The 23,344-nt window shown below is 56.5% G+C and carries 14 protein-coding genes; 8 read left to right on the top strand and 6 right to left on the bottom strand.

Annotated features, from left to right (window positions below):
- The first annotated feature begins 22 nt into the window (after positions 1-22).
- The 8 genes from STH12_RS11090 to STH12_RS11055 all read left to right on the top strand — a co-directional run bounded on the left by STH12_RS11090 (position 23) and on the right by STH12_RS11055 (position 13,865).
- Entirely contained in the window at positions 23-2,464 is a 2,442-nt protein-coding gene (locus STH12_RS11090; RefSeq protein WP_237158865.1) for a glycogen/starch/alpha-glucan phosphorylase, read from the top strand.
- A 23-nt stretch (positions 2,465-2,487) separates the two neighbouring features.
- A complete protein-coding gene (glgC, locus tag STH12_RS11085; RefSeq protein WP_126167608.1) occupies positions 2,488-3,756 on the top strand; it encodes a glucose-1-phosphate adenylyltransferase in 1,269 nt (422 codons plus the stop codon).
- Position 3,757: 1 nt separating this feature from the next.
- The gene (locus STH12_RS11080) at positions 3,758-5,455 is read left to right on the top strand and encodes a glycogen synthase (RefSeq protein WP_237158863.1); all 1,698 of its coding nucleotides are present in this window, start codon (positions 3,758-3,760) and stop codon (positions 5,453-5,455) included.
- Positions 5,456-5,577: 122 nt separating this feature from the next.
- Positions 5,578-8,637: an EAL domain-containing protein gene (locus STH12_RS11075; protein WP_126167607.1), complete on the top strand. Its 3,060-nt coding sequence runs from the start codon at positions 5,578-5,580 to the stop codon at positions 8,635-8,637.
- A gap of 115 nt (positions 8,638-8,752) precedes the next feature.
- Positions 8,753-10,174, top strand: a complete 1,422-nt coding sequence (locus STH12_RS11070) for a DEAD/DEAH box helicase (protein ID WP_126167606.1) — start codon at positions 8,753-8,755, stop codon at positions 10,172-10,174.
- Between the two features lie 74 nt (positions 10,175-10,248).
- Complete coding sequence (locus tag STH12_RS11065; RefSeq protein WP_126167605.1) at positions 10,249-11,298, top strand: CobW family GTP-binding protein; 1,050 nt, start codon at positions 10,249-10,251, stop codon at positions 11,296-11,298.
- 73 nt (positions 11,299-11,371) lie between these two features.
- Positions 11,372-12,703, top strand: a complete 1,332-nt coding sequence (locus STH12_RS11060; protein WP_126167604.1) for an MATE family efflux transporter — start codon at positions 11,372-11,374, stop codon at positions 12,701-12,703.
- A 76-nt stretch (positions 12,704-12,779) separates the two neighbouring features.
- The gene (locus STH12_RS11055; protein ID WP_126167603.1) at positions 12,780-13,865 is read left to right on the top strand and encodes an energy transducer TonB; all 1,086 of its coding nucleotides are present in this window, start codon (positions 12,780-12,782) and stop codon (positions 13,863-13,865) included.
- 53 nt (positions 13,866-13,918) lie between these two features.
- Here the strand turns inward: STH12_RS11055 and STH12_RS11050 are convergent, their stop codons facing one another.
- The 6 genes from STH12_RS11050 to nadK form a co-directional block, all read right to left on the bottom strand.
- Positions 13,919-14,512, bottom strand: coding sequence for a LutC/YkgG family protein (locus STH12_RS11050; RefSeq protein ID WP_126167602.1), 594 nt, complete (start codon positions 14,510-14,512; stop codon positions 13,919-13,921).
- A 1-nt stretch (position 14,513) separates the two neighbouring features.
- The gene (locus STH12_RS11045) at positions 14,514-15,926 is read right to left on the bottom strand and encodes a lactate utilization protein B (protein WP_126167601.1); all 1,413 of its coding nucleotides are present in this window, start codon (positions 15,924-15,926) and stop codon (positions 14,514-14,516) included.
- A gap of 11 nt (positions 15,927-15,937) precedes the next feature.
- On the bottom strand, positions 15,938-16,681 hold the full coding sequence (locus STH12_RS11040; RefSeq protein WP_126167600.1) for a (Fe-S)-binding protein: 744 nt from the start codon (positions 16,679-16,681) through the stop codon (positions 15,938-15,940).
- A 254-nt stretch (positions 16,682-16,935) separates the two neighbouring features.
- Complete coding sequence (locus STH12_RS11035; protein WP_126169495.1) at positions 16,936-19,743, bottom strand: FAD-binding and (Fe-S)-binding domain-containing protein; 2,808 nt, start codon at positions 19,741-19,743, stop codon at positions 16,936-16,938.
- Positions 19,744-20,012: 269 nt separating this feature from the next.
- Positions 20,013-21,668 carry an L-lactate permease gene (locus STH12_RS11030; RefSeq protein WP_126167599.1) on the bottom strand — a complete coding sequence of 552 codons (1,656 nt, stop codon included), beginning with the start codon at positions 21,666-21,668 and terminating at the stop codon, positions 20,013-20,015.
- Between the two features lie 706 nt (positions 21,669-22,374).
- Positions 22,375-23,253, bottom strand: coding sequence for an NAD(+) kinase (nadK, locus tag STH12_RS11025; RefSeq protein ID WP_126167598.1), 879 nt, complete (start codon positions 23,251-23,253; stop codon positions 22,375-22,377).
- Positions 23,254-23,344 lie beyond the last annotated feature (91 nt).

Raw genomic sequence — 23,344 nt, 5'->3', positions numbered from 1 at the left:
CGTGCAGGCCACTGAGCATTCGATGAAAGGTAAAAGCCGTCATGAGCCCTGCGAGCCCTGTGATGCGCTGCCAGCCTGCCTTGAGCGGCAGCTGCGTTACAACCTGTGCCGGTTTGAACCCAGATCGCAGGATCTGTTTCATGCGCTGGCGCTTGGGGTCAAGGAGCAGCTGCTCGATGACTGGCGCAGCACCCGCAGCAGGGATGCCGAGGGCGATAAGCGACAGGTGGCCTATCTGTCGCTGGAGTTTCTGATGGGCCGCGCCCTTGGCAATGCGCTGCTGAATCTGGATTTAACCCAGGATGCCCGTCATGCGTTGCTGCCTTTTGCAGTGACTCTGGAGACGCTGGCGCAGGAGGAGCACGACGCAGGCCTGGGCAATGGCGGCCTTGGCAGGCTGGCAGCCTGCTTTTTGGATTCCTGCGCCAGTATGGACATTGCCGCCACCGGTTACGGCATCCGCTACGAGTACGGCATGTTCGCCCAGAAGATTGTCGATGGTTTTCAAATCGAACGTCCGGACCGTTGGCTCAGAGAGGGTAACCCCTGGGAAGTTCGCCTGCATGCCTATTCCGTATTGGTGCCCTTTTTTGGTCATACCGAGTCCTATGTTGACCGAGAGGGAAGGCGGCATATCCAGTGGGTCGGCACTCAGGATGTGCGGGCTGTTCCCCACGATATGCCGGTGCCTGGCTATCGCAACGGCCGTATTAATACCCTGAGACTGTGGAAGGCTGAAGCTACCGATGATTTTGATTTGGAAGAGTTTAATCAGGGCGACTATGCCGAAGCCGTGGCCCGTAAGAACCTTGCCGAGCAGATCACCATGGTGCTCTATCCCAATGATGCCAGTGAAAACGGCAAGGAGCTTAGGCTGCGCCAGCAGTACTTTTTGTGCTCGGCGAGCCTGCAGGACATGCTGCGCCGCCATATCGCCCGCTTTGGGGATGACTTGAGTCAATTTGCCAAACACAACGTGGTGCAGCTTAACGATACCCATCCGGCCATTGCCGTGCCTGAGCTGATGCGGCTGCTTATCGATGTGCATTGCCTTGAGTGGGACCAGGCCTGGGCAATCACCAGCGCCACCATGGCCTACACCAACCATACCCTGCTGCCGGAAGCGCTGGAATGCTGGAGCGTGCGCATGCTGGGGCACATGTTGCCGCGGATTTTGGAAATCATCTTTGAAATCAACGCAAGATACCTGGATTTGGTGGCCCACCACTGGCCCGGCGATGCCGACATGCTGGCGAAGATGTCGATTATTGAAGAGGGCAGCGAACCCCGGGTGCGGATGGCCTACCTTGCCATTGTTGGCAGCTTTTCAGTCAACGGTGTGGCGGCGCTGCACACCGAGCTTTTAACCCGAGGTCTTTTCAAGGATTTTCACGCCCTTTGGGCGGACAAATTCAACAATAAAACCAATGGAGTTACCCCAAGGCGCTGGCTGATGGCCTGTAATCCGCAGCTTGCGAGCCTTATCGACAGGCGCCTTGGCAGCGACTGGCGCGAAGACTTAAACCGGCTTTCAAGCCTGGGCGCTTTTACCTCGGATACTGACTTCATCAAGGCCTGGCGCGAGGTGAAAACTGCCAACAAGGCGGCGCTGGCGGCCTTGGTTGAACATGAATGTGGCGTTACCTTCGACACCCAAATGCTGTTCGATGTCCAGGTTAAGCGCATCCATGAATACAAGCGCCAGCTGATGAATGTGCTGCATGTCATTCATCTCTATCAGCGGGTGCTGAAGGGTGACACCCAGGGCATGGTGCCGCGCTGCGTATTGATTGGCGGCAAGGCGGCGCCGGGTTATGCCACCGCCAAACTCATTATCAAGCTTGCCGGTAATGTGGCCCACATGGTCAACAGCGACCCCCACGTTACCCCCTGGCTGAGGTTTGCCTTTTTGCCCAACTACAACGTGAGCGCCATGGAAGTGATAGCGCCGGGCACCGATTTATCGGAACAAATCTCCACCGCAGGTAAGGAAGCCTCTGGCACCGGCAACATGAAATTCATGATGAATGGCGCGCTTACCATGGGCACTCTGGATGGCGCCAATATCGAAATTCTGGAAGCCGTGGGTGAGGACAACTTTTTCCTGTTTGGCCTCAATGCCGATGAGGTGGCCAGGCTTAAGGAAGATTACCGCCCCAAAGACATCATCGCCGCTTCACCAGCCCTTTGTAGCGTGCTTGAGCTTATCCGCAGTGGTCATTTCAGTCTGCAGGAGCCGGGCCTCTTTGACCCCTTAGTCGATGCTATCGAAAGCCCCTGGGATCAGTGGATGACCGCCGCCGACTTTGATGCCTTTGTAAGCGCCCAGGCGCGCGCAGCGGCGCTTTACGCAACCCCCGACGAGTGGACGGTGCGCAGTATCCGCAATACTGCCGCCAGCGGCCGCTTTTCCTCCGATGCCACCATTGCCCGCTATCGCGACGATATTTGGCGCGGCGCCTGACAACCTGAATCAAGGAGCCTTTTATGCCCAATCACAGCCCACGCTACATCAGTAACCTGACCCGGGAAACCTATGCGCTGATCCTCGCCGGTGGCCGGGGTTCACGCCTGTATGAACTGACCGATTGGCGCGCCAAACCGGCGCTCTATTTCGGTGGCAAGTTCCGGGTGATTGACTTCCCCCTGTCCAATTGCGTGAATTCGGGCATTCGCCGCATTGGGGTGGTCACCCAGTATCAGTCCCATTCGCTTATTCGCCACGTGATGCGTGGCTGGGGCCATTTCAAGCGTGAGCTGGGCGAGTCGGTGGAGATTCTGCCCGCCTCCCAGCGCTATTCGCAAAGCTGGTATCAGGGCACGGCCGATGCGGTGTTTCAGAATATCGATATCATCCGCCACGAGCTGCCCAAGTACGTGATGATCCTCTCGGGCGACCATGTGTATCGCATGGACTACGCCGGGATGCTGGCGGCTCATGCCCAGTCCGGCGCCGACATGACGGTGTGCTGTCAGGAAGTCAGTGTGGCGGAAGCGGCGGGTGCTTTTGGGGTAATGGAAGTGAGCGATGAGATGCAGGTTATCGGTTTTGAAGAAAAACCCACTGAGCCCAAGTCATTACCCCACGACCCTGAACGCTGCCTTGCCTCCATGGGCAACTATGTGTTCAACACTGAGTTTTTGTTTGAGCAGCTGAAGAAAGATGCCGAAAACGCCGACTCAGACCGCGACTTTGGCAAAGACATCATTCCATCCATCATCAGCGAGCACAGGGTATTTGCCTATAACTTCAAGAGTGGCCTCGGCGTTGGTCAGGATTACTGGCGCGATGTGGGCACCCTGGACATGTTCTGGCAGGCCAACATGGAGCTGTTGTCGCCGGAGCCGCAGCTGAACCTGTATGACGCCAAGTGGCCTATCTGGACTTATCAGGAGCAACTGCCCCCTGCCAAGTTTGTGTTTGACGATGACGAGCGCCGCGGCATGGCGGTGGACTCCATTGTCTCCGGCGGCTGCATTATTTCCGGCGCCAAGGTTAAACGCAGCGTGCTCTTTAACGAGGTGCGGGTGTGCTCATACTCAGAGGTGGAAGGGGCGGTGATTTTGCCCGATGTGGTGGTGCTTAGAAACTGCCGCATTAAAAATGCCATTATCGATCGGGGCTGCGTTATTCCGGAAGGCATGGTGATTGGTTATAACCATGACCACGACAGGGCCCGTGGCTTCAGGGTAACCGACAAAGGCGTGGTGCTTATTACCCGCGAGATGCTGGGGCTGCCGGTGGGGTTTGAATAAGATGGTGCAGTGGGAACAAGGCGGAGCGTTGCAGCAGGCTGAGCCGCTGTCGGTATTGATGCTGGCTGCCGAGCATGGCGCCCTTAAAGGCGCCAAGGTGGGCGGCATGGCCGATGTGATTGCCGGGATAGTACCGGCGCTGGCATCCATTGGCGTAACCGTGAATGTGGTGATGCCAGGCTATGGCTTTCTGACCCAGTCTTTGGGGCTTGGCGAGCTGTGCAGATTTGCGGTGCCATTTCGCCATGGCATGGAAGAAATTGCGCTTTATCAGCATCTTGATGCTGACACAGGTGCAACTCTTTATTTGCTTGAACATCCTTTGTGGCGCTCTTCCCCCGGCAGACTCTATGTCACCAGCGCCGATGGTCGCCCCTTTGCCGATGATGCCGACCGCTTTGCGCTGTTTGGGTTAGCTGTGGCCGAAGCGCTCACCCTTGGGCTTATCCCTTTGCCGCAGCGGCTGCATCTGCACGACTGGCATCAGGGCTTTTTTGCGCTGCTTAGGGCAGTCGATAGCAAGTATCAGTCGCTTAAGGCCACGCCCTTGGTGCTCAGTATCCATAACCTGGCGCTGCAGGGCACCCGTCCGCTCGAGCAGGAATCCTCCTCCCTTGCCGCCTGGTATCCCTGGCTTGGCCTGGGGCAACACTCGGCGCCGGCCTGGGGGCGGGACCCGCGCTTTGGTCACTGCTTTAATCCACTGCGCGCGGCTATCAATTCGGCCGATATGCTGCATCTGGTATCGCCTCACTATTGCTCCGAGGTACTCCAACCCTCAGATCCGGTAACGGGTTTTGTTGGCGGTGAGGGGCTTGAGGGCGACTTGCAGCGCCTGAGTGATGAGGGGCGTTTGGTCGGGATTTTAAATGGCTGTGAATATCCCCAGCTGCCTGCTGCCGGGTGCACCGAACCTGATGCAGTTGTGGCTGCCATCCTCGCCGCCCTTGGCAGAGCACAAGGCAGCGCACAAGCCAGCGCGGGGCCTGTCATGGCGGTAGATTTTCTGGCTGGGATCCGGCTGCAGGAAATGCAGCTTGCTTGGCTTTCAAATAAGCGCCCAGATCAGTTCGCAGATAATCAATTAGATAAGTGCGCAGATAAAAGCCAGCAGCCATTTTTGCTGACCTCGGTTGGCAGGCTGACCGAGCAGAAGGTAGGGCTGCTGCGCTTACATTTGCATGGCAAAAGCGTGCTGGAATCTCTGCTGGACAGCCTTCGTCACTTCGATGAGCGGGCGCGTTTTATCCTGCTTGGCAGCGGCGATGTATCCATAGCCAGAGAGTTTCAGGCTATCTCAGCAAGGAATGATAATTTCATTTTTATCAATCACTTTGACTTAGAACTGTCGGCGGCGCTTTACCGGGCCGGGTCGCTGTTTTTAATGCCAAGCAGCTTTGAGCCCTGTGGCATCAGTCAGATGCTGGCGATGCGTGAAGGTCAGCCCTGTCTGGTGTCCAGCGTCGGTGGTTTGGTGGACACAGTAAAGCATGGCGAGAACGGCTGGCGCTTCGATGGGCAGACGCCGCAGGTGCAGGCGGCAAGGCTGCTTGAGACATTCGCTGCGCTGCTGGAGCAATACGGCAGTGCTGACTGGCAACGGGTGGTGGATGGTGCCCGTGACAGCCGCTTCAGTTGGGATGCCGCCGCAGCCGATTATCGTGAGCGCCTGTACCGGCCATTGCATACTTACGTCTGATACCCTCTGCTACAATTCTGGAAAGATTAAGACTTTTCTTTCCCCATGCCATCGGGGCATGATAAGGGAAGTGCAAGACTTTACCGGTCCAGGCCGGTTATCCGGGGGAATTCAGGCAGACAATGGATCAGGGTATTCTGTTCCCGCTGGTGGAAAACGCCGCGCTATTGCTGGCGCTGGTGTTTATCTACGATGCCATACCATGGCTGAAGCAGCAAAGACTGCTTGGGCTGTGGCGAGTGCTGCTTGGTGTGGTCATCGGCGGTATTGGCATGACCATTATGTCGACCCCCTATGAGTTCGCCGAAGGCATTTATTTCGATACCCGCGCGGTGCTGCTCAGTGTCAGTGGCCTGTATTTTGGCGGCGTACCAACCATTATTGCCGCCGCCATGACCGCTGCATTTCGGGTCAGCATTGGCGGTCAGGCAATGTTTGCCGGCATTGCCGGTATTGTTTTCAGCGCAGGTCTAGGTCTGTTGTGGCGCCTGCGCTGGAAAGACAACCTCGCTCATATCCCCCTGTTACAACTGCTGGTGCTGGGTGTGCTGGTGCATCTGTGTGTGCTTGGCAGCATGTTTATCATGCCCCTCGGTGTGGCCTGGGATCTGCTGTCGGCCATCTCACTGCCTGTGCTGCTGGTTTGCCCGCTGGCGACCATGCTGCTGGCCAGATTGCTGGCGCGGCGCATCGAAATCGAGCGCGATGAGAAAATCAAATTACAGGATGACTTCCTGTTTCGTTCCCAGTTCAACGTCGGCAATATCGGCATTGCCATCACCTCGGTGGACAAGCGCTGGATTAAGGTGAATCCACGCCTGTGCCAGATGCTGAAATACACCGAAAAAGAGCTGCTTGGCCTCAGTTGGGAGCAAATGTCCCACGAGGATGATTTGGCCAAGGACTTGGAGCAGTTCCACCGTATGCTGGCGGGCAGTATCGACCAGTACGAAATCAATAAACGTTTCTACGCCAAAGACGGCAGCGTGGTGCACACCCATATGACGGTGGCCTGCAAGCGCAGCGGCGGCAAGGTGCAATTGGTGATAGCCGGCTTTATGGATATCAGCGATCAGACCCTGTCGGAAATGCGGGTGCGGGCCAGTCGCGAGCAGCTTGCGTTGGTGCTGGCCTCCGGCGATTTGGGCTTTTGGGACTGGGATCTTAAGTCCGACATAGTGGTGCGCAACGAGCGCTGCGCCCAGATGCTTGGCGTATCCATGGCTGAAATGATAGATAACAACCGCATTTGGGTCGATGCGGTGCACCCGGATGACCGCCTTAAACTGCTGCGCTCACTCGATTTACACCTTAACGGCCACAGCCAGAACCATAACCTCGAATACCGTATTCGCCGCAAAGACGGACAGGTGATCTGGGTGCGGGACACAGGCCGGGTGATGCACAGAGATGTCGACGGCAAGGCGCTGAGGATGTGCGGTATCCACGTGGATATCACAGATGCCCGTCGCAGCCAGGAGCAATTGGAGCTGGCGGCATCTGTGTACAACAACTCCAGTGAAGCCATGAGCGTGATGGATGATAAGGGCAATATCATCACCATCAACGCCGCTTTTACCGACATCACCGGCTACAGCGAAGATGAGGTACTGGGGCGCCATATCAGCCTGCTTAATTATCCCCGTAACCCTGAGCACTTTTACGATCAGCTTAACCGCGAAGTGCAAACCTCTGGCCGCTGGCAGGGGGAGATGTGGCAAAAGCACAAAAATGGCGAGGAATACCTGATTTGGCTGACCGTGAATACCATTTACGACAGCTACAATCGCCCTTATCGCCGGGTGGCGCTGTTCTCGGATATCACCGAGAAAAAGGCGCAGGAGCAGCTGATTTGGCAACAGGCCAACTATGACCCTCTCACCGGCCTGCCAAACCGGCGCATGTTGCTGGATTATCTGGATAAAGAAATTGCCCTGTCGGAGCGGCAGCACAGTCACTTTGCGTTGCTGTTCCTCGATTTGGATTTCTTTAAAGAGGTGAACGACACCCTGGGCCACGATATGGGTGACAAACTGCTGGTGGAGTGCGCCGAGCGGATCCGCGGCTGTGTACGCGAGTCGGATGTGGTGGCGCGCCTCGGCGGCGATGAGTTCACTGTGATAATCCGCGATATCCACGACCCACAGGGTGTGGAGCGGGTGGCCAGCAAAATCTTAAAAGCGGTGGCCGAGCCTTATCTGCTTGGGCAGGACACCGCTTACATCAGCGTCAGTATCGGTATTACCCTGTTTCCGGACGATGCCAACAGCCGTGAGGCGCTGCTCAAACACGCCGATCAGGCCATGTACGCGGCCAAGGAGCAAGGCCGCAACCGCTTCAATTACTTCACGCCTTCCATGCAGGAATACGCCCGTTATCGGATGCGGCTTATTCAGGATCTGCGTCTGGCGGTTGAGCAGCAGCAATTTACCCTGTATTTCCAGCCGATAGTGCAGATGTCCAGCGGGGCGGTGCACAAGGCAGAGGCCTTGCTGCGCTGGCAACATGAGGAGCGCGGCTTTGTGTCGCCGGCGGAATTTATTCCTGTGGCCGAAGATACCGGGCTTATCCTGGAAATCGGCACCTGGGTGTTTGAAAATGCCGCCCGTCAGAGCCGGGACTGGCAGCGCAAGTTTGGTCAACCCATTCAGCTCAGCGTCAACAAATCGCCGGTGCAGTTTCGCGATGAAGGGGAAAACTTCGAGCGCTGGGTGGAACTGCTCAAAGAGCTGGAACTTACCCAGGGCGGCATTTGCATCGAAATCACCGAAGGGCTGCTGCTGGATGCCTCATCCGGGGTATCGGAAAAACTGCTGGCTTACCGCGATGCGGGCATTCAGGTGTCCCTGGATGACTTTGGTACCGGATACTCGTCTCTGGCGTATCTTAAAAAGTTCGATATCGATTATCTTAAAATCGATCAGTCCTTTACCCGCAATCTGGAGGAGGACTCCAGCGACCGCACCCTGTGTGAAGCCATTATCGTGATGGCCCATAAGCTGGGCATGAAGGTGATTGCCGAAGGGGTGGAAACCGCCGCCCAGCGCGACATTCTGCTGGCCATGGGATGCGATTACGGCCAGGGCTACCTGTATTCCAAACCCGTAACGGCACAGGAGTTTGAAGCGCGCTATCTGGCAGCGCCTGTGAAGGAAGCCACTGCACCCAGCCTGCAACAGTAAACAGGGCGCAGCCTGAGCAAGGTGGATTTATCTGCCGCAGTTGCCGATTGCCATTTCGTCCCGGGGGACTATACTGCCGCCTCGGTTTCTTCACCCCAACAGCTGCGAACACGCCATGACTTTTTCATCCCTCGGGCTAAGCCCGGCACTCACCGAGACGGTCAGCCGCCTGGGTTATCAGACGCCCACCGACATTCAGACCCAGGCCATCGCTGCCATGCTGAAGGGCGCCGACGTGCTGGCCATCGCCGAGACCGGCAGTGGGAAGACGGCGGCCTTTGCCTTGCCGATCCTTGAGCAGCTGCTAAGGCACCCTCTGGCGCCGGTCGAGTCTCAGTCGGCACAGCGGCTGCAATTGGACGCGCTGTATGCCTCAAGGGCGGCCGCAAGGCTGCGGGCCCTGGTGTTGGTGCCTACCCGCGAGCTTGCCGAGCAGGTGGCGGTCAGTGTCAATCGTTATGCCGGCGACAGCGAATTGGTGGCGCTCGCGGTGTATGGCGGGGTGAATATTCGTGCCCAGACCCGCGCCCTCGCTGAGGGCGTGGACGTGCTGGTGGCAACGCCGGGCAGACTGTGGGATCTGATTTGTCATTTTGGCCTTTCCCTCGATGCGGTGCGCTATCTGGTGCTCGATGAGGCCGACCGCATGCTGGATATGGGCTTTGCCCCGGCTATCGATAAAATCCGCACCCGCCTTGGCGCTCATCAATCGGCGCTTTTTTCTGCAAGCTTTGGCGAGCGTGAGCGCGCACTGGCCAAGCGCTGGCTGCGCGAGCCCGTAACCGTGGAAACCGCAGGCACAGGCACCACCCCAGAGCAGCTGTCAGTCGAGCTGTTTCACCTAGACAGGCGCCGCTGGGCCGAGTGGCTGGCGGAGCTGGTGGGCAAGCGTAATTACGGGCAAACCCTGGTGTTTGTTGGCACCAAGGACAGCGCCAACAACCTGGTGCGGGAGCTTAAGCTCGATGGCCTTCGCGCCGAAGCCTTCCATGGCGATAAAACCCAGGGCGCCCGCCGTCGCGGGCTGGATGAGTTCAAGCGCAGTGCCGTGCGTTTGCTGGTGGCCACCGATGTGGCAGCACGAGGGCTGGATATTGCCAGGCTGCCGGTGGTGATAAGCCTTGGGATGCCCCACAGTGAAGAAGATTTACTGCACCGACTGGGGCGCAGTGCCCGCGCCGGACACGCAGGTCACGCCATTGTGGTGCTGGAGCGGGACGATAAAGCCGGGCTGGCCCAATTGGCTGCGGTATGCCCGGGCTTGCCCGAAGCGGTGACGCCCGCAGGCTACGGCCCTAAAGATCCGCTGCCGGAGCGTTATCGCAATCAGCTGGGCGGCAATCAACAAAGCGGCAATCAGCAGGGCCGAAATTCCAAATCAGCAAATACATCGGCGCGGCCATCTACACGAAAAGCCCCCCAGGGCCCGGGGAAGTCCAGGCAGCGAAGCAGCGACAGACCTGGCAAAGATCAGCGCCCGGCACGAAGCTCAGAGAAGGGCAGGAGCAACAGTGGCCGGAGCGGTTGGCAGAAATAATCCGCACGTGTCGCCTTCAGGCTTGCTGAGGTACACTTGCCGTTTTGGCGTTTCGATGTACAGGGAGACCTGAGATGCTGCTTGCCAATATTCCGGTCAATATAATCACCGGCTTTTTAGGCGCGGGTAAAACCAGCTTTATCAAATGTTTGCTTGCTCAAAAGCCCAGGCATGAACGCTGGGCCGTGCTGGTGAATGAGTTTGGTGAAATCGGCCTCGATGGGGCGCTGCTGGGTGAGGCAGATGGCGTGGCCATTCGCGAAGTGCCGGGCGGCTGCCTGTGCTGTGCGGCGGGTGTGCCCACCAAAGTGGCTATTGCCGGGCTGCTGAAAAAGGCCAAACCCCACAGATTGTTGATTGAGCCCACAGGGCTTGGTCATCCTGCCAATATTTTGCAAACCCTGCAAAGCGATGAATACCGCGGCGTGCTTGAACTCAAAAGCAGCGTGTGTCTGGTTGACCCGCGCAATCTGGCCGACAATAGATACACAGAGCATGCTCTGTTTAACCAGCAAATGGCGATGGCCGATATGGTGCTGGCAAGTAAAGCCGATTGCTACGCCGAAGCGCCGCTGCGCTCGCTGGCTGAGTATTTGAGTGCCATCAACCCGGATGCGAGCATGATGGCGTTTTCCCGTGAGCAGCCCGTTGCAGCATCTTTGCTTGAGATGCTTGATAGGCCTTCGGGCGCCCTACTGCGCGCGAAAAGCGCCCAAAAGAGCCGGTTTCAAGCTGCCGGGCTGGCCTTCAGCAGGCCTGCCGTGAGCCTGTTTGATGTCCAGCTTGATGATTCCCCCATGGACTTTAATCCGCAGGGCTTTGTACGCAAGCCCCATCAGGGCGAAGGGCTGTATGCCTGTGGCTGGTGCTTTGCGGCCGATTGGTGTTTTGACTTCGATGCACTTATGTCCCTCTGCGAGGCAACCCCGAGCCTGCGGCTTAAAGCAGTGATGATTACCGCAGATGGCATATTGGCCATCAACCGCCTGGAGACAGAGCTGAACCTGGCAGAGCTTGATGATGCGCTGGACTCGCGAATCGAGTTTATCAGCCGTGAGCGTCTGGATTGGGATGCCATCGAAAAGCAGATCCTGCGCGCAGGACGGCGGCAAAACGCTGGCTAATCTCAGTGCTCATCCGCTACAATCGCCGCTGGCAATGTAAAAAATAACAATCATAAAGCGCAATAAATAACACATGAACCATACCCAAGCCCTGCTGGATGCGCCCATCCATCGCCTGTTCTGGCGCTACACCCTGCCCACAATCGCCTCCATGCTGGTGACGGGGGTGTATGTCACCATTGATGGCATGTTTGTCGGCCATTTCCTTGGTGAAACCGGGCTTGCGGGCATTATGCTGGCGTATCCTGTGGGCGCCTTGCTCTATGCAGTAGGTGCCATGATTGGCATGGGTGCCGGTGCGCTGATGTCGATGCGTCTGGGGGAAGGGAAAACCGATAAGGCGCGACAGCTGCTGGGCAACGCCTTCAGTTTGGTGCTGCTTGCGGCGCTGTTTTTCACCATTGTCGGTTCAGTCAGTGCCAGGCAATTGCTGATATGGCTCGGCGCTGAGGGCGAGGTGCTCCAAAGCGCCCATGATTACCTGTTCTGGTACTTTGCCCTGTGTATCTTCCCGCTGATTTCCATGGCCTTTACCACGCTGCTGCGTAACGATGGCAAACCAGCCTTTGTGACCTGGGTACTGATAGGCGGTGGTGTGCTTAATACCTTGCTGGATTATCTGTTTATCGTGGTGTGGGATTATGGTCTGGCCGGCGCATCTATCGCGACCATGTTGTCCCAGGCGGTGACTGGGCTTTTGTGTTTGCAGCATTTTTTCTCCCCCCGCACTCAGCTTCGAATCGATTGGCAGCAGATGAAGCTGACACTGGATAACTGCCTCAATATTGCCAGAGTAGGCTTGCCAAGCCTTTTAATGAACCTGTACTTATCGATAGTGCTGACACTGCACAACACAGCGCTTCTGTGGGTGGGGACGCCGCTGCACGTGGCCGCCTATGGCGTGGTGAGTTATACCGAGGCGTTTTTCTATCTGATTTTTGAGGGTATCGCCCTTGGCTCCCAGCCGGTGCTCAGCTTTAATGCCGGTGCCGGGCGCTATGACAGGGTGAGAAAGACCCGTAACCTCGCCATGATGGTGACCCTGCTCACCGCAGGCCTGGGGCTGATGTTTGTCTATGGCAAGCCAGAGTGGGCGGTGTATATTTTTGCCGGTGATAATCCGGCCTTAAGCCCGGTCGCCATCGAAGGCATGCGGCTCTATTTCTGGGGACTGCCGTTCGAAGGCATGATTCTGGTAGGCGCCAGTTTCTTCCAGGCCATTAACCGGCCGAAGGAGGCCTCCATCCTCACCGGCACCAAGCTGGTGCTGATTGCCCTGGTCATCTACAGTTTCGCCTGGGCCTTTGGTGTGCCGGGGGTGTGGGTGTCGCTTGCCTGCGTCAGCGCCTGCCTTACTGTATGGATGCTGAACCAGATGGTAAAGATTGATACCAAATCGGCCTGATTTGTTTGTGCCATGTGGTGATTGTGATAATTTCGATGGCGGTTTGTGATATGGCCGACAAAAGGAAATTATAACAATGAAAGCAATAGGGAAAATTGCCCCGCTCCTGTTCGCCCTTAACGCGGTATCGCCTCTGGTAGTTGCCGATGAGTTTTCCGATGTTTACAACAGCTATCAGCAGGCTTTGGAAACCGGCAATAACATCGATGCACGCAGTTTTGCCGAACAGGCCTACACATTGGGCGAGGCGAAATTTGGCAAAGACAGTGTGGATTACGCCAACCTGGGATTGAATCTGGCCAGAGCGCTCAGACACGACAATTCCGGTGATTATGAGCTGAATCGTCAGCGTGCCACCGAGATTGCCAGCCTCAGTCTGGCAAGCTATGAAGCACGATTTGGTGAGGAAGCCGTTGATCTGATTGATCCGCTGATGGTGCTGGGTGATGTCACCAACGACAGCAAAACGGCAAAAAATGCCTATCAGCGTGCGTTGGTGCTTGCCAAAGCGTCCGGTAAGGCGGATTTGCTTGCCTATACCCGCATGAACGCCTACAAGCGTCTTTCCCGTACCGAGTATTACAATTCAGCGGTTTATGGCTATATCCGTGATGCGCACGAATATTTTGCCGAAAATTACCCCGCCAACAGTGCCGTGCGCCTTGAAGCAACTTACATGCTGGCCGGTGCCCATATGGGCAATCGCAAACTGAGAAAAGCCGAGCCGCTGTTTCTCGAAGTGATTGAGCAATATAAAATATTTGACTATACGCACCCCTATGCACTGGGCGCCCACAGTCGTCTGGTTGAGCTGTATGAGCTGATGGGTAAATCGGACCTTTCCACCGAGCATTGCATTGCCATTGGCCGTATGAAGCCGTGGGATGAAAATCAGCAGCAGACGCCGCTTTTTCGACGTGAACCCGACTATCCAATGGAACTTGCCCGGCGAGGCAAAAACGGCTGGGCTGAAATCAGCTTTACGGTAGATGAAATGGGGATTGTGCGCGATCCCAAAGTACTCGACTCAGAGGGTGGCAAGGGCTTTGAGAAGGCCTCGATGGAGGCTCTGAAAGCTTGGCGCTATGCCCCCAAGTTTGAAGATGGCAAGCCGGTGAAAGCAGAAAGCTCAGTCAGGCTGGATTTTCGAGTAGAAAGATAGCATCAATAAAAACGCCGCGAATTCGCGGCGTTTTTGTTTCTCGAAAGCGAGCGCTAAATCAAATATAGTCCCAGGCTACAGGCACCGTGGGCGCCCACCACCAGGGCTTGCTCGATATCGGCGGTTTTGGATGGTCCGGCAATAAAGACTCCAAAGCCCAGTTCATCTTCAAGCTTACCGATACGGCCCATGGCCTGATGCATGTCGGCGACTATGGCATCGCGGCGCACCACAAGCAGCAGGTTTTCACAGATAAAAGGGGCAATGCGGGCGGCCAGCTCACCCTGGCTTAACGCCGCTTCCGTCACCCAGACAGCGCCGTTTTCTGCCACTGCCAGCTCGCCGGGGATAACCGCAAAATCCACATCCGCCAGGGCGTGGGGGGAAGCGGTCAGCTCACGGTTGCCGGGCACACCGTCTACGAGGGAGAGCACGACTTTGCCTTGTGCCATCAGGCTTTGGGTGTGCGCCTTTAACGCCTCAATGCCGCCCGGCTCCAGTTTGCCAGCCACTGTGGCGAGGTTGGTTTCAAGGCGGCTTTCAAGCTCGGCCTGGGACAGCTGATTGCCGATACTTTTAAGCTCAGGCATGGCCACATCCGCCATGGCGGAGGTTTTCAGCGCATCGAGAATGGCTTGCTTGGACATATCAGTTCTCCCCCTTGCTGTTCTTGGTGCTCTTTACCAAAAGCTCCGGCCGATTTTTCTTAAGCCAACCCTCGAAGCTTGAGCCCGGCGCTGTGGGCAGCTCACGGTATTTGCCCCAGGCGCCACTCATGGGTTTGAGCAGGCTGTGGGGCAGAATGGCCAGCGCAGTGCGCGCCGCTGCCATACCTGTGTTCAGCAGGGTTTCGCTTGCCATAAAACGGCCGACCAGGGGCATGTAGCTGCCTTTGCCATAGGGCAGGCTGCCACGCTCGGCGTAGAGACGGCGACGGTGGAAAATAATCTTGTCCAGCGGCACCTTGGTGGGGCAGACAAAGCTGCAGGAGCCACACAGGGTACAGGCCCAGGGGCTGGAATGGGTGTCATCTTCATCGGCGCCCACGGCAATACCAATGGGGCCCGGGATGGTGTGACCATAGCTGTAGCCGCCGCTTCGGCGGTACACAGGGCAGGTGTTGAGGCAGCCACCACAGCGGATACATTTGAGCGCTTCGCCCAAAATCTTGTCGCGCATCATCTCGCTGCGGCCATTGTCCACAATGATGATGTGCATCTCGCCGCCGGCTTTGGCGCCGCGGTAGAGACTGGAATAGGTGGTGATTGGCTGACCTGTGGCATTACGGGCCAGCATCCTAAGGAGCACCGCGGCGCTGTCCATGTCCGGCACTATCTTGTCGATGCCCATGGAGTGCAGCTGCAATTTAGGCAGGTTGGCGCCCATATCGGCGTTGCCTTCGTTGGTGCACACAATCACGGCGCCTTCGCTGGCCACGGCCATGTTAACCCCGGTCATGGCTGCATCGGCACTCAGGAACTGCTCCCGCAGGTGGGCACGGGCGGCGCGGGTCAGGCGGGTTGGATCGCTCTCACCCTTGGGCGTACCAAGCTTGTCGTGAAACAGCTCGCCCACTTCCTCTTTTTTCATGTGGATGGCAGGCACCACAATGTGCGAGGGCGGCTGGTGATTGAGCTGAATAATGCGCTCGCCAAGGTCGGTGTCGATGACCTCAATGCCATGACCTTCGAGGAAGGGGTTTAAATGGCACTCTTCGGTGAGCATCGATTTGGACTTCACCAGTTTTTTCACCTGATGGCGCGTTAAAATCTCCAGCGCAATACGGTTGTGCTCGGCGCCATCTTTGGCCCAGTGCACCTGAATGCCGCGCTTGAGGCAGTTGGCCTCAAAGGTTTCCAGATACTGACCAAGGTGGCTTAAGGTATGCAGCTTGATTTGGGAGCCAAGGGCGCGCAGCTCCTCCCACTCGGGCAGGCTTCCGGCGGCGCGGTCACGCTTTTCACGCAGCACCCACAGGGCTTTGGAGTGCCAATCGACCCGACTCTCATCGCGGCAGAAAATCTCGGCCGCCTTGGCATGGGTTTGTACTTTTCGCTCCATGACGACCTCCGTTACAGCGCCAAATCAAGGATTTGGGCAAGGTGGCGGGTTTCGATGGCAAGGCATTTACGGCGGATGGTGCCATCGAGGTGCATCAGGCAGCTGGGGTCAAAGCCCACGGCATAGTCCGCGCCTGTGTCGGCGTGGGCCTGGGCCTTGTCTTTGCCCATCTTGGCAGACACTGAGCCTTCATCCACGCTGAAGGTGCCGCCAAAGCCGCAGCATTCATCACGCCGCTCCGGGTAGCAAATCTCAACGCCGTCGATGCGCGACAGCAGGGCTTCCATCTTGTTGTAGCGCGGCCCCATGTACTCAGTGGGCGCGGCCAAATCCAGCATGCGGATGCCGTGGCAACTGAGCTGCAGGCTGAGCTTTTTATTGAGCGGTCTGCTGAAGGCCGTTACGGGCGCCACATCGTGCAAGAATTCGGTCAGTTCAAACAGCTTGTCGATAACGGCTTTGGCTTCGGCGCTTTTATCGAATTCATGGAAGTTCTCTTTGGCCGCCACCAAACAGGACGCCGCCGGACAGACAATGGCGTCGCACTCCACGCCTTTGAAGGCGTTCAGTAGTTTCATGGTGGTGTTTTTGGCTTCGTTGAAGCAGCCAGAGTTGGTCATGGGTTGGCCGCAGCAGGTTTGGCCTTGGGGGAAGATCACCTGGTGACCCAGTTTTTCCAGTACCGACAGGGTTGCCACTGCAACCTCGGGCATCATCTGGTTTACCAGGCAAGGCGTGAAGAGGGCTATTTTCATCGTTTTGGTCCCATTTGCCGACATGCAATTTAGCGGGCCGCTGAGGCGGCCTCTGTGGACATTCAAAGGGGTATGCCAAAGATGCATATCCCCTATGGCATTTCACTATAGGCCTAAAACCCCATTCAAAACAGTGGTATTTCAGTAAATGCGAAGTTGCTTTTTTGCAAAAATGCAAAGGTTTTAATTTATTGATTTTAAAATGAAAAAGGCCGCAATGTTGCGACCTTTTTTGATGAGGCTTAACGCGCGGATCAGTTACCGCGGCTACATTCTTCCACCAGATACACCAGGTGGCGGTAGGGGATGCCGCTGTGCTTGCCAAGGCCAACTTCACACATACGGTTGGCGTAGTAGCCTTCCTTCACACCAACCGGCAGCAGCTTTTTGATGTTTCGAAGCGCGACTTCGTTGATTTCAGGCTTGTAGAGGCCTTTCTCACCGGCATAGCCACAGCAGTCGATACCTGCAGGACGGTGCACCTGTTTGGCACAGAGCTGGGCGATGGCCTGCATCTTATCTTCCACCTTGAGGTGTTTGGCGCTGCAGCCCAGGTGCAGGGTAACCGCCTCCTTGGGGCTCAGAGTCAGACGCGGCAGCACCTCATCATGGAGGAATTCCACCAGATCCGTGACTTCAATATCCGGATCGCCGCCCAGGGTGCGCTTGGTACAGGAAAGCGCATCGACAAGGACCTTGAGCTTGCCGTTATCGGATTTGGCTTTCAGTGCCTCAATCAGCTCGAGCCGCTTGGCATCGGCATTCTTGAAATCGCCCTTGGACTCCCACATCTGGCCGCAGCACAGGCTTCGACCGTGCTCGGGTACCACCACATTGTAGCCAGCGCGCTCAAGCACAGTTACCACCACCTCAGGCAGCGGCCGCTTGTCGGTATCGAGTGGTGTGGGGCCAAAGGTGCGGCCGCCACAGGCGGGGAAATACACCAAGGTTTCGCGGCCGGGCTTGGGCGCTGACACCTTCGGCAGGCTGCCGCCTTTGGGGAAACTTGGGTCCCAGTAGGGCACTTCTTTGGAGATCATCCGGCCGAATTTCATCAAGCCTGAGGTGAGGCTGTCGCCTGTGATGCGATGGATAACGCCAAGGGCATCGAAACCTGTGCTTATCACCTGATTCACGGCGCCAAAGTGCTTGGCCTGGAAGTCCAGTACCTTTTGCTCTGTGGTGCTGATGTAGGGGGTGCGAAGCTTGCGGACCAGCTGTCCCATGCTGTTGTCCACCGGGCAGGCGATGGTACACAGCTGACAGGCGGCGCAGGTATCCACCACATCGTATTTGGCGGCGGCGCGAAGCTCTTCGGCAGCGGCGCTGTCGCCAGTTTGCTCTAGGCGGCTGATTTCCCTGAGGGTCGCGATACGCTGCCTTGGGGTGAGGTTAAGGGCCGAGGTCGGGCAGGTCTTTTCACAAAAGCCGCACTCGATACACTTGTCCACCAAGTCGTCCACCACCGGGCAGGGCTTAATGTTTTTCACGTGCACCTGGGTGTCGTCGTTGAGGATAACGCCGGGGTTTAACATACCTGTTGGGTCAAACAGCGCCTTGATGTTTTTCATCAGGGTGTAGGCATCGCTGCCCCATTCCATTTCCACAAAGGGCGCCACTGCGCGGCCGGTGCCGTGCTCGGCCTTCATTGAGCCGTCGTAAGTGTTGATGACCATCTCGGCCACATCCTGCATAAAGCCGTGGAAGCGGTCGATGTCGGCCTGGGTGGCGAAGGTGGGGGTGATGATAAAGTGGAAGTTCCCCGCCAGCGCGTGGCCGTAAATCACGCCTTCGGGATAGCCGTGTTTATGGAACAGCGCCGTTAAATCCCGGGCGGCCGCCGCCAGATGTTGCACCTCAAAGGCCACGTCTTCGATAATGACCGAGCTGCCCTTGGGCCGCTCACCGCCAATAATCGGGAACAGCCCCGAGCGCATCGCCCAGTACTTGCTGTAAACGGCTGCATCGGTACTGAATTCAATGGGTTGCCAGGTAGGAATATGGGCAATCTTGCCGATCACTTCGTCGGTGTAGGCTTTAAGCGTTTGCGCATCGCTGGCGCGGGACTCAATCAGCAAAATTGCCGCGCCTTCGGGCAAGTCCTTAAGCCATACAGGCATGCCTTTTTTGCCGGTCACAGCCTTGATAGAGGCCCAGTCCAGCAGCTCGGCGGCGGCGACACTGTCGCCAATCAAAAACGGAATGGCGCTCGACGCCGCTTCCATGGAAAAGAACACCGCCATGGCCGAGGCCTTGAAGCGGGCTTCATCCACTGTGTGGTAGGTCACTTCATCTACAAACGCCAGGGTGCCTTCGCTGCCCACCATCAGGTGATTCAAAATATCGAAGGGCTCTTGAAAATCCACCAGGGCATTGAGGCTGTAGCCAGTGGTGTTTTTAATGGCGTATTTTTTACGAATGCGAGCGGCGAGAGGGTCGTTGGCTTTGACCATGGCTGCAAGCGTAGCAAGGCCATCAAGCAGCTCACCATGGCTTTGACGGAAGCGCTCTTTCGAGGATTCACAGCCGGTATCCAGCGCCGTGCCATCGGCGAGCACCAGTTTCATCGAGGCGACCGTCTGATAGCTGTTTTGCGCGGTGCCGCAGCACATGCCTGAGGCATTGTTGTTGATTATGCCGCCAATCATGGCCGAGGCAAGGGTGGCGGGATCCGGGCCGATTTTTTTATCCAGCGGCTTGAGCGCCGCGTTGGCGTCAGCGCCGATTACCGCAGCCCCCAGAGTGACCTTGGTGCCATCGTCGCTCACCTTTACCGCTCTGAAGCCGTCATGGCCGAGCATCAACAGGATCCCAGGGCCGATGGCCTGGCCAGACAGACTGGTGCCGGCGGCGCGGAAGGTCACAGGAGCGCCGTGCTTGCGGGCCAGGCTTAGGGTGGCCTGAACCTGCTCAAGATTGTCGGCGTGGACCACCACTTCGGGCACTATGCGAAAGTAGCTGGCGTCGGTTGACCAGGCGAAGCGGCGCACCGGGTCACGGCTTACCGCTTTCTCGCCGAGACTGGCTTTAAGCTCAGTGGCCAGGCTCTCATAATCGACCATTTTGGAGACTATGGCTTTGAGCTCTACAGCGTTGGCTTTGAGCTCTACTGCATTGTTATCGACAGACATAATTTGCTCTCTACACTCAAGCGACTGCAATCAGTCGGGCGTTGAAAGTCGCCCTGATTCGCTGGGCGCTTTCTTTTATGGCCTGCTGGGCAGGCTCTTATTTCAGGCGTTGTTTTCACTTTTAACACCACCTCAATGGTGGCTTATTGCATTAACAGCCACCCCGAGCGGGTGGCTGCTTTTCTCAGAATCCACTCAGCTCAGAATCCACCCCAGATAGTGGCGATGGTGCCGGCCAGCAGGGCATAGCCCAGAGCCACCGGCATGGTCTTACGGATGATTTCAGACTCGCGGCCGGCCATACCCACCACTGTGGCGGCGGCAACCACGTTCATCACGCACATCATGTTACCGGCGTTGGCACCTATGCCCTGCAACGCCAGGGTCAGTGCGTGATTGGCGCCAATGTTGTCGGCCACGCTGTACTGAAGCCCCGAGAACATCATGTTGGAGAAGGTGGCACTGCCAGACAGAAACGCGCCGAAAATCCCCACCACAGGCGCCATCCAGTTCCATACCGCGCCCATGGAGCCTGCCAGCATGTCGGCCAGTGCCACCGGCATAGAAGCAAGACCTGCCTCATTAGCGCCCGAGTTCAAAAAGATTTTCACCATGGGCACAGAGGCGCCCAGTGAAATCACCGTCGGCACCATGGATTTTAGCGACACTGACAGAGACTCAGTGATGGCATCGCGGCGCATTCTAAAGAGCACAAACCCAAGCACACACACCAGCACGAAGAAGGCGCCCGGCGCGTAAAGCGTGGCAAAGCCGGCTTTAAGATCAGTGCCGAGCAGATTGGTCCAGCTTAAGTTAAAGCTGTTCAGCCAGGCTTTCAGCGGCGCTATGGTGCGGCTGGCAACCAGCAGGGCGGCCATCACCAGATAAGGTGTCCAGGCGGCAAGTTGGCTGAAACGCACTTCATCCTGTTTGCCTGACTCATTGTCAGAGTCAGCCTGCGACTCTTCACCGGCAAAATCGTGCCAGGGGGTTTTAGGCAGCAGCCAGCCTTTGCGGGCAACCGGAATGACCATCGCCATGCCCACCAGGGCGCCTATCACCGATGGGAATTCTGGGCCTGCAACATAGTTGATGACCCAAGCCGGAACCGTGAAGGCAAAGCCGGCAAACAGGGCGAATTTCCAAATGGCAAAACCTTCGGCGAAGGATTTATTGCGGCCGAAGAAGCCGGTCAGCACTGTTACCAGTACCAATGGAATAAGGGTGCCGGTGATAAGGTCGATGGTGATCATATGCATGGCGATAAAGCGGGCGTAGTCGCTGAAATGGCCACCATGCTCGGCAATTTGTGCCGCCGCCATGCTGCTGCCACCCTCAATCAGGCCTTGCTCCATACCAAAGAGTACCGGCAGACCTATGGCGCCAAAAGACACACTGGCCGAGTCGGCAATCAGCGCTACTACTGCTGCGGCTACCGGCGGAATGCCCAGCAGTACCAGCAATGGCGCGCCAATGGCGGCAGGGGTACCAAAACCGGCCGAGCCTTCAATAAAGGCGCCGAACAGCCAGCAGATGATAATCACCTGCACCCGGGCATCGGCACTGATATTGGTAAAACCGGCGCGGATGGTGTCCATGGCGCCTGAATATTTCAGGGTATTGAGCAGGAATACGGCGCCAAAGATGATAGACAGCGGCGTCAGAGCCGACAGCAGCCCTTCCACCACGGATGCGCTCAGCATCTGGGTATCCATTTGCCATACGAATATGGCGGCAAGCGCGGTGACCAGTGCCGAAATCGGCATGGCCTTGGATGCGGGGAGTCTCAGCAGCACCAGGAACAGCATGACGCTGATCACCGGTGACAGGCTGGCAAGAAGTTGAACGAAAGTCATGGTTGCCTCTTCTAGGGTAGCTTGTTTCGCCGGAAGCCCCGGCCCATCGCCTTGGTTATTGTTCAATCTGTGGCGATTGTTGTATGCAGATTTATCCGGGTCCGTTGTCAGTTTGCAGCAGACTCGTTCAAACCTGTCGACAATAAACGGCTTTTGCCCGATTAAAAACTTGATACAGATCATTCGGAGCAGGAAACACCAGACCAATATCAGGCATTGGGAGTTCGCTCCAGTCGTCTTTGGTCTGGAATGTGATCTGGGTCTTATGCCTCCCGGGTGTTTTTATAGCCAATGGTTATTAAAAGTGAAAAAAACACCGAAATGACGGTGTAGAAGGGCGTGAATGATGCCATAAAGGTAATAATCTGATCGGATTATTTCAAAGCTGTTGCTTATAAAGAGGTAAACAAGAAGGTGCTAATGTGTGCTCGGTCACAAAATTTGGTATGACCAATGTCCAAATAGTGGGCTGTGAAATTAGCTTATTGATTAATATTGGTTTTATTTGGAAGTCAGGCGAGGGTGGTAATTGATGCAAGACAGCAAGTTAATCGTCATAGAGACGGTTAACTGCCGAGCGAATTACCGTTTTGTAAGTTTTTGCTTGCTGGATTCTGGCTGGTGTTTGCGCCTTGCTGGGTTGCTCAAAAGTCTTGATTCTATCATTTGCAGCCAAGCGTTTAGCACTCGCAGCCAATTCAGTGCATTAAAACAGCTTGCTGCCCCAGCCGAGTTTGTTTCTCAGCACATGGAAGTAGTTGTAATTCTTGGGATGAATAAGCCGCAGTCGCTCGTTGCTTTGGCGAATGATGATTTCGTCGCCGGGCAGTACCGCCAGGGTGACGTGACCATCGCAGCTGACTTCAAGGTTTTCGCCATTTTCAGGTGAGACCACCAGTTTGATGGTTGAGTTGGCATCTACCACAATCGGGCGGCATGACAGGGTGTGGGGGAACATGGGCACTAAAATCAGCGCCTGCAGATTGGGGGTCAGGATGGCGCCGCCCGCCGACAATGAGTAAGCCGTCGAGCCGGTGGGGGTGGAGACTATCATGCCATCGGCGCGCTGGGAGTACATGAACTGATTGTCGATATAGACTTCATATTCAATCATATGGGCAATTTTGCCCGGGTGCAGCACAGCTTCATTCACTGCGGTATTGCTGGCTTTGATGGCGCCGTGGCGATGCACCTCGGCTTCCAGCAAAAAGCGATGCTCGGTGACAAACTCGCCATCCAGCACGGCGGCGAGCATTTCTTCAAAGTCGTCCGGCGGCAAGTCGGTTAAAAAGCCCAGGTTGCCACGGTTAACACCAATCACACCCACATCGAAGCGGGCCAGTACCCGCGCGGCGCCCAGCATATTGCCATCACCGCCAACCACAATGGCCAGATCGCAGCGGTTGCCAATTTCCAGCAAATCCACCGCGCGCACGTTGGCACCCAGCTCAGCGGCCACTCTTTCTTCCACCAAAACTTCAAACCCCTGGCTGCCCAGCCAGTGGTGTAAACGCTTCAATGTCAGGTTGGTACCATTGTGATGAGGTTTGCCAATCAGGCCAATGGTGTGGAATTGGGATGTCATAACAGGGAAACTGCGCCCTCAAGGCCTTGAAACGCGGGAATTGATCCCCATAATATGCCCTGTGTATGCAGAAACAAAGCATTTTTAGCTT

Source organism: Shewanella khirikhana (assembly GCF_003957745.1).
Lineage (GTDB): Bacteria > Pseudomonadota > Gammaproteobacteria > Enterobacterales > Shewanellaceae > Shewanella > Shewanella khirikhana.
The sequence above is the reverse complement of the archived record's forward strand: the minus strand, read 5'-3'. Positions and strand labels throughout refer to the sequence as shown.

What these genes read in the sequence shown, in the direction of transcription:
- STH12_RS11090 (WP_237158865.1), top strand. Translation starts at nt 23, where the DNA reads ATGAAAGGTAAAAGCCGTCATGAGCCCTGCGAGCCCTGTGATGCGCTG.
- STH12_RS11040 (WP_126167600.1), bottom strand. Translation starts at nt 16,681, where the DNA reads ATGAAAATAGCCCTCTTCACGCCTTGCCTGGTAAACCAGATGATGCCC.
- STH12_RS11050 (WP_126167602.1), bottom strand. Translation starts at nt 14,512, where the DNA reads ATGTCCAAGCAAGCCATTCTCGATGCGCTGAAAACCTCCGCCATGGCG.
- STH12_RS11080 (WP_237158863.1), top strand. Translation starts at nt 3,758, where the DNA reads ATGGTGCAGTGGGAACAAGGCGGAGCGTTGCAGCAGGCTGAGCCGCTG.
- STH12_RS11030 (WP_126167599.1), bottom strand. Translation starts at nt 21,668, where the DNA reads ATGACTTTCGTTCAACTTCTTGCCAGCCTGTCACCGGTGATCAGCGTC.
- STH12_RS11075 (WP_126167607.1), top strand. Translation starts at nt 5,578, where the DNA reads ATGGATCAGGGTATTCTGTTCCCGCTGGTGGAAAACGCCGCGCTATTG.
- nadK (WP_126167598.1), bottom strand. Translation starts at nt 23,253, where the DNA reads ATGACATCCCAATTCCACACCATTGGCCTGATTGGCAAACCTCATCAC.
- glgC (WP_126167608.1), top strand. Translation starts at nt 2,488, where the DNA reads ATGCCCAATCACAGCCCACGCTACATCAGTAACCTGACCCGGGAAACC.
- STH12_RS11070 (WP_126167606.1), top strand. Translation starts at nt 8,753, where the DNA reads ATGACTTTTTCATCCCTCGGGCTAAGCCCGGCACTCACCGAGACGGTC.
- STH12_RS11065 (WP_126167605.1), top strand. Translation starts at nt 10,249, where the DNA reads ATGCTGCTTGCCAATATTCCGGTCAATATAATCACCGGCTTTTTAGGC.
- STH12_RS11045 (WP_126167601.1), bottom strand. Translation starts at nt 15,926, where the DNA reads ATGGAGCGAAAAGTACAAACCCATGCCAAGGCGGCCGAGATTTTCTGC.
- STH12_RS11055 (WP_126167603.1), top strand. Translation starts at nt 12,780, where the DNA reads ATGAAAGCAATAGGGAAAATTGCCCCGCTCCTGTTCGCCCTTAACGCG.
- STH12_RS11060 (WP_126167604.1), top strand. Translation starts at nt 11,372, where the DNA reads ATGAACCATACCCAAGCCCTGCTGGATGCGCCCATCCATCGCCTGTTC.
- STH12_RS11035 (WP_126169495.1), bottom strand. Translation starts at nt 19,743, where the DNA reads ATGGTCGATTATGAGAGCCTGGCCACTGAGCTTAAAGCCAGTCTCGGC.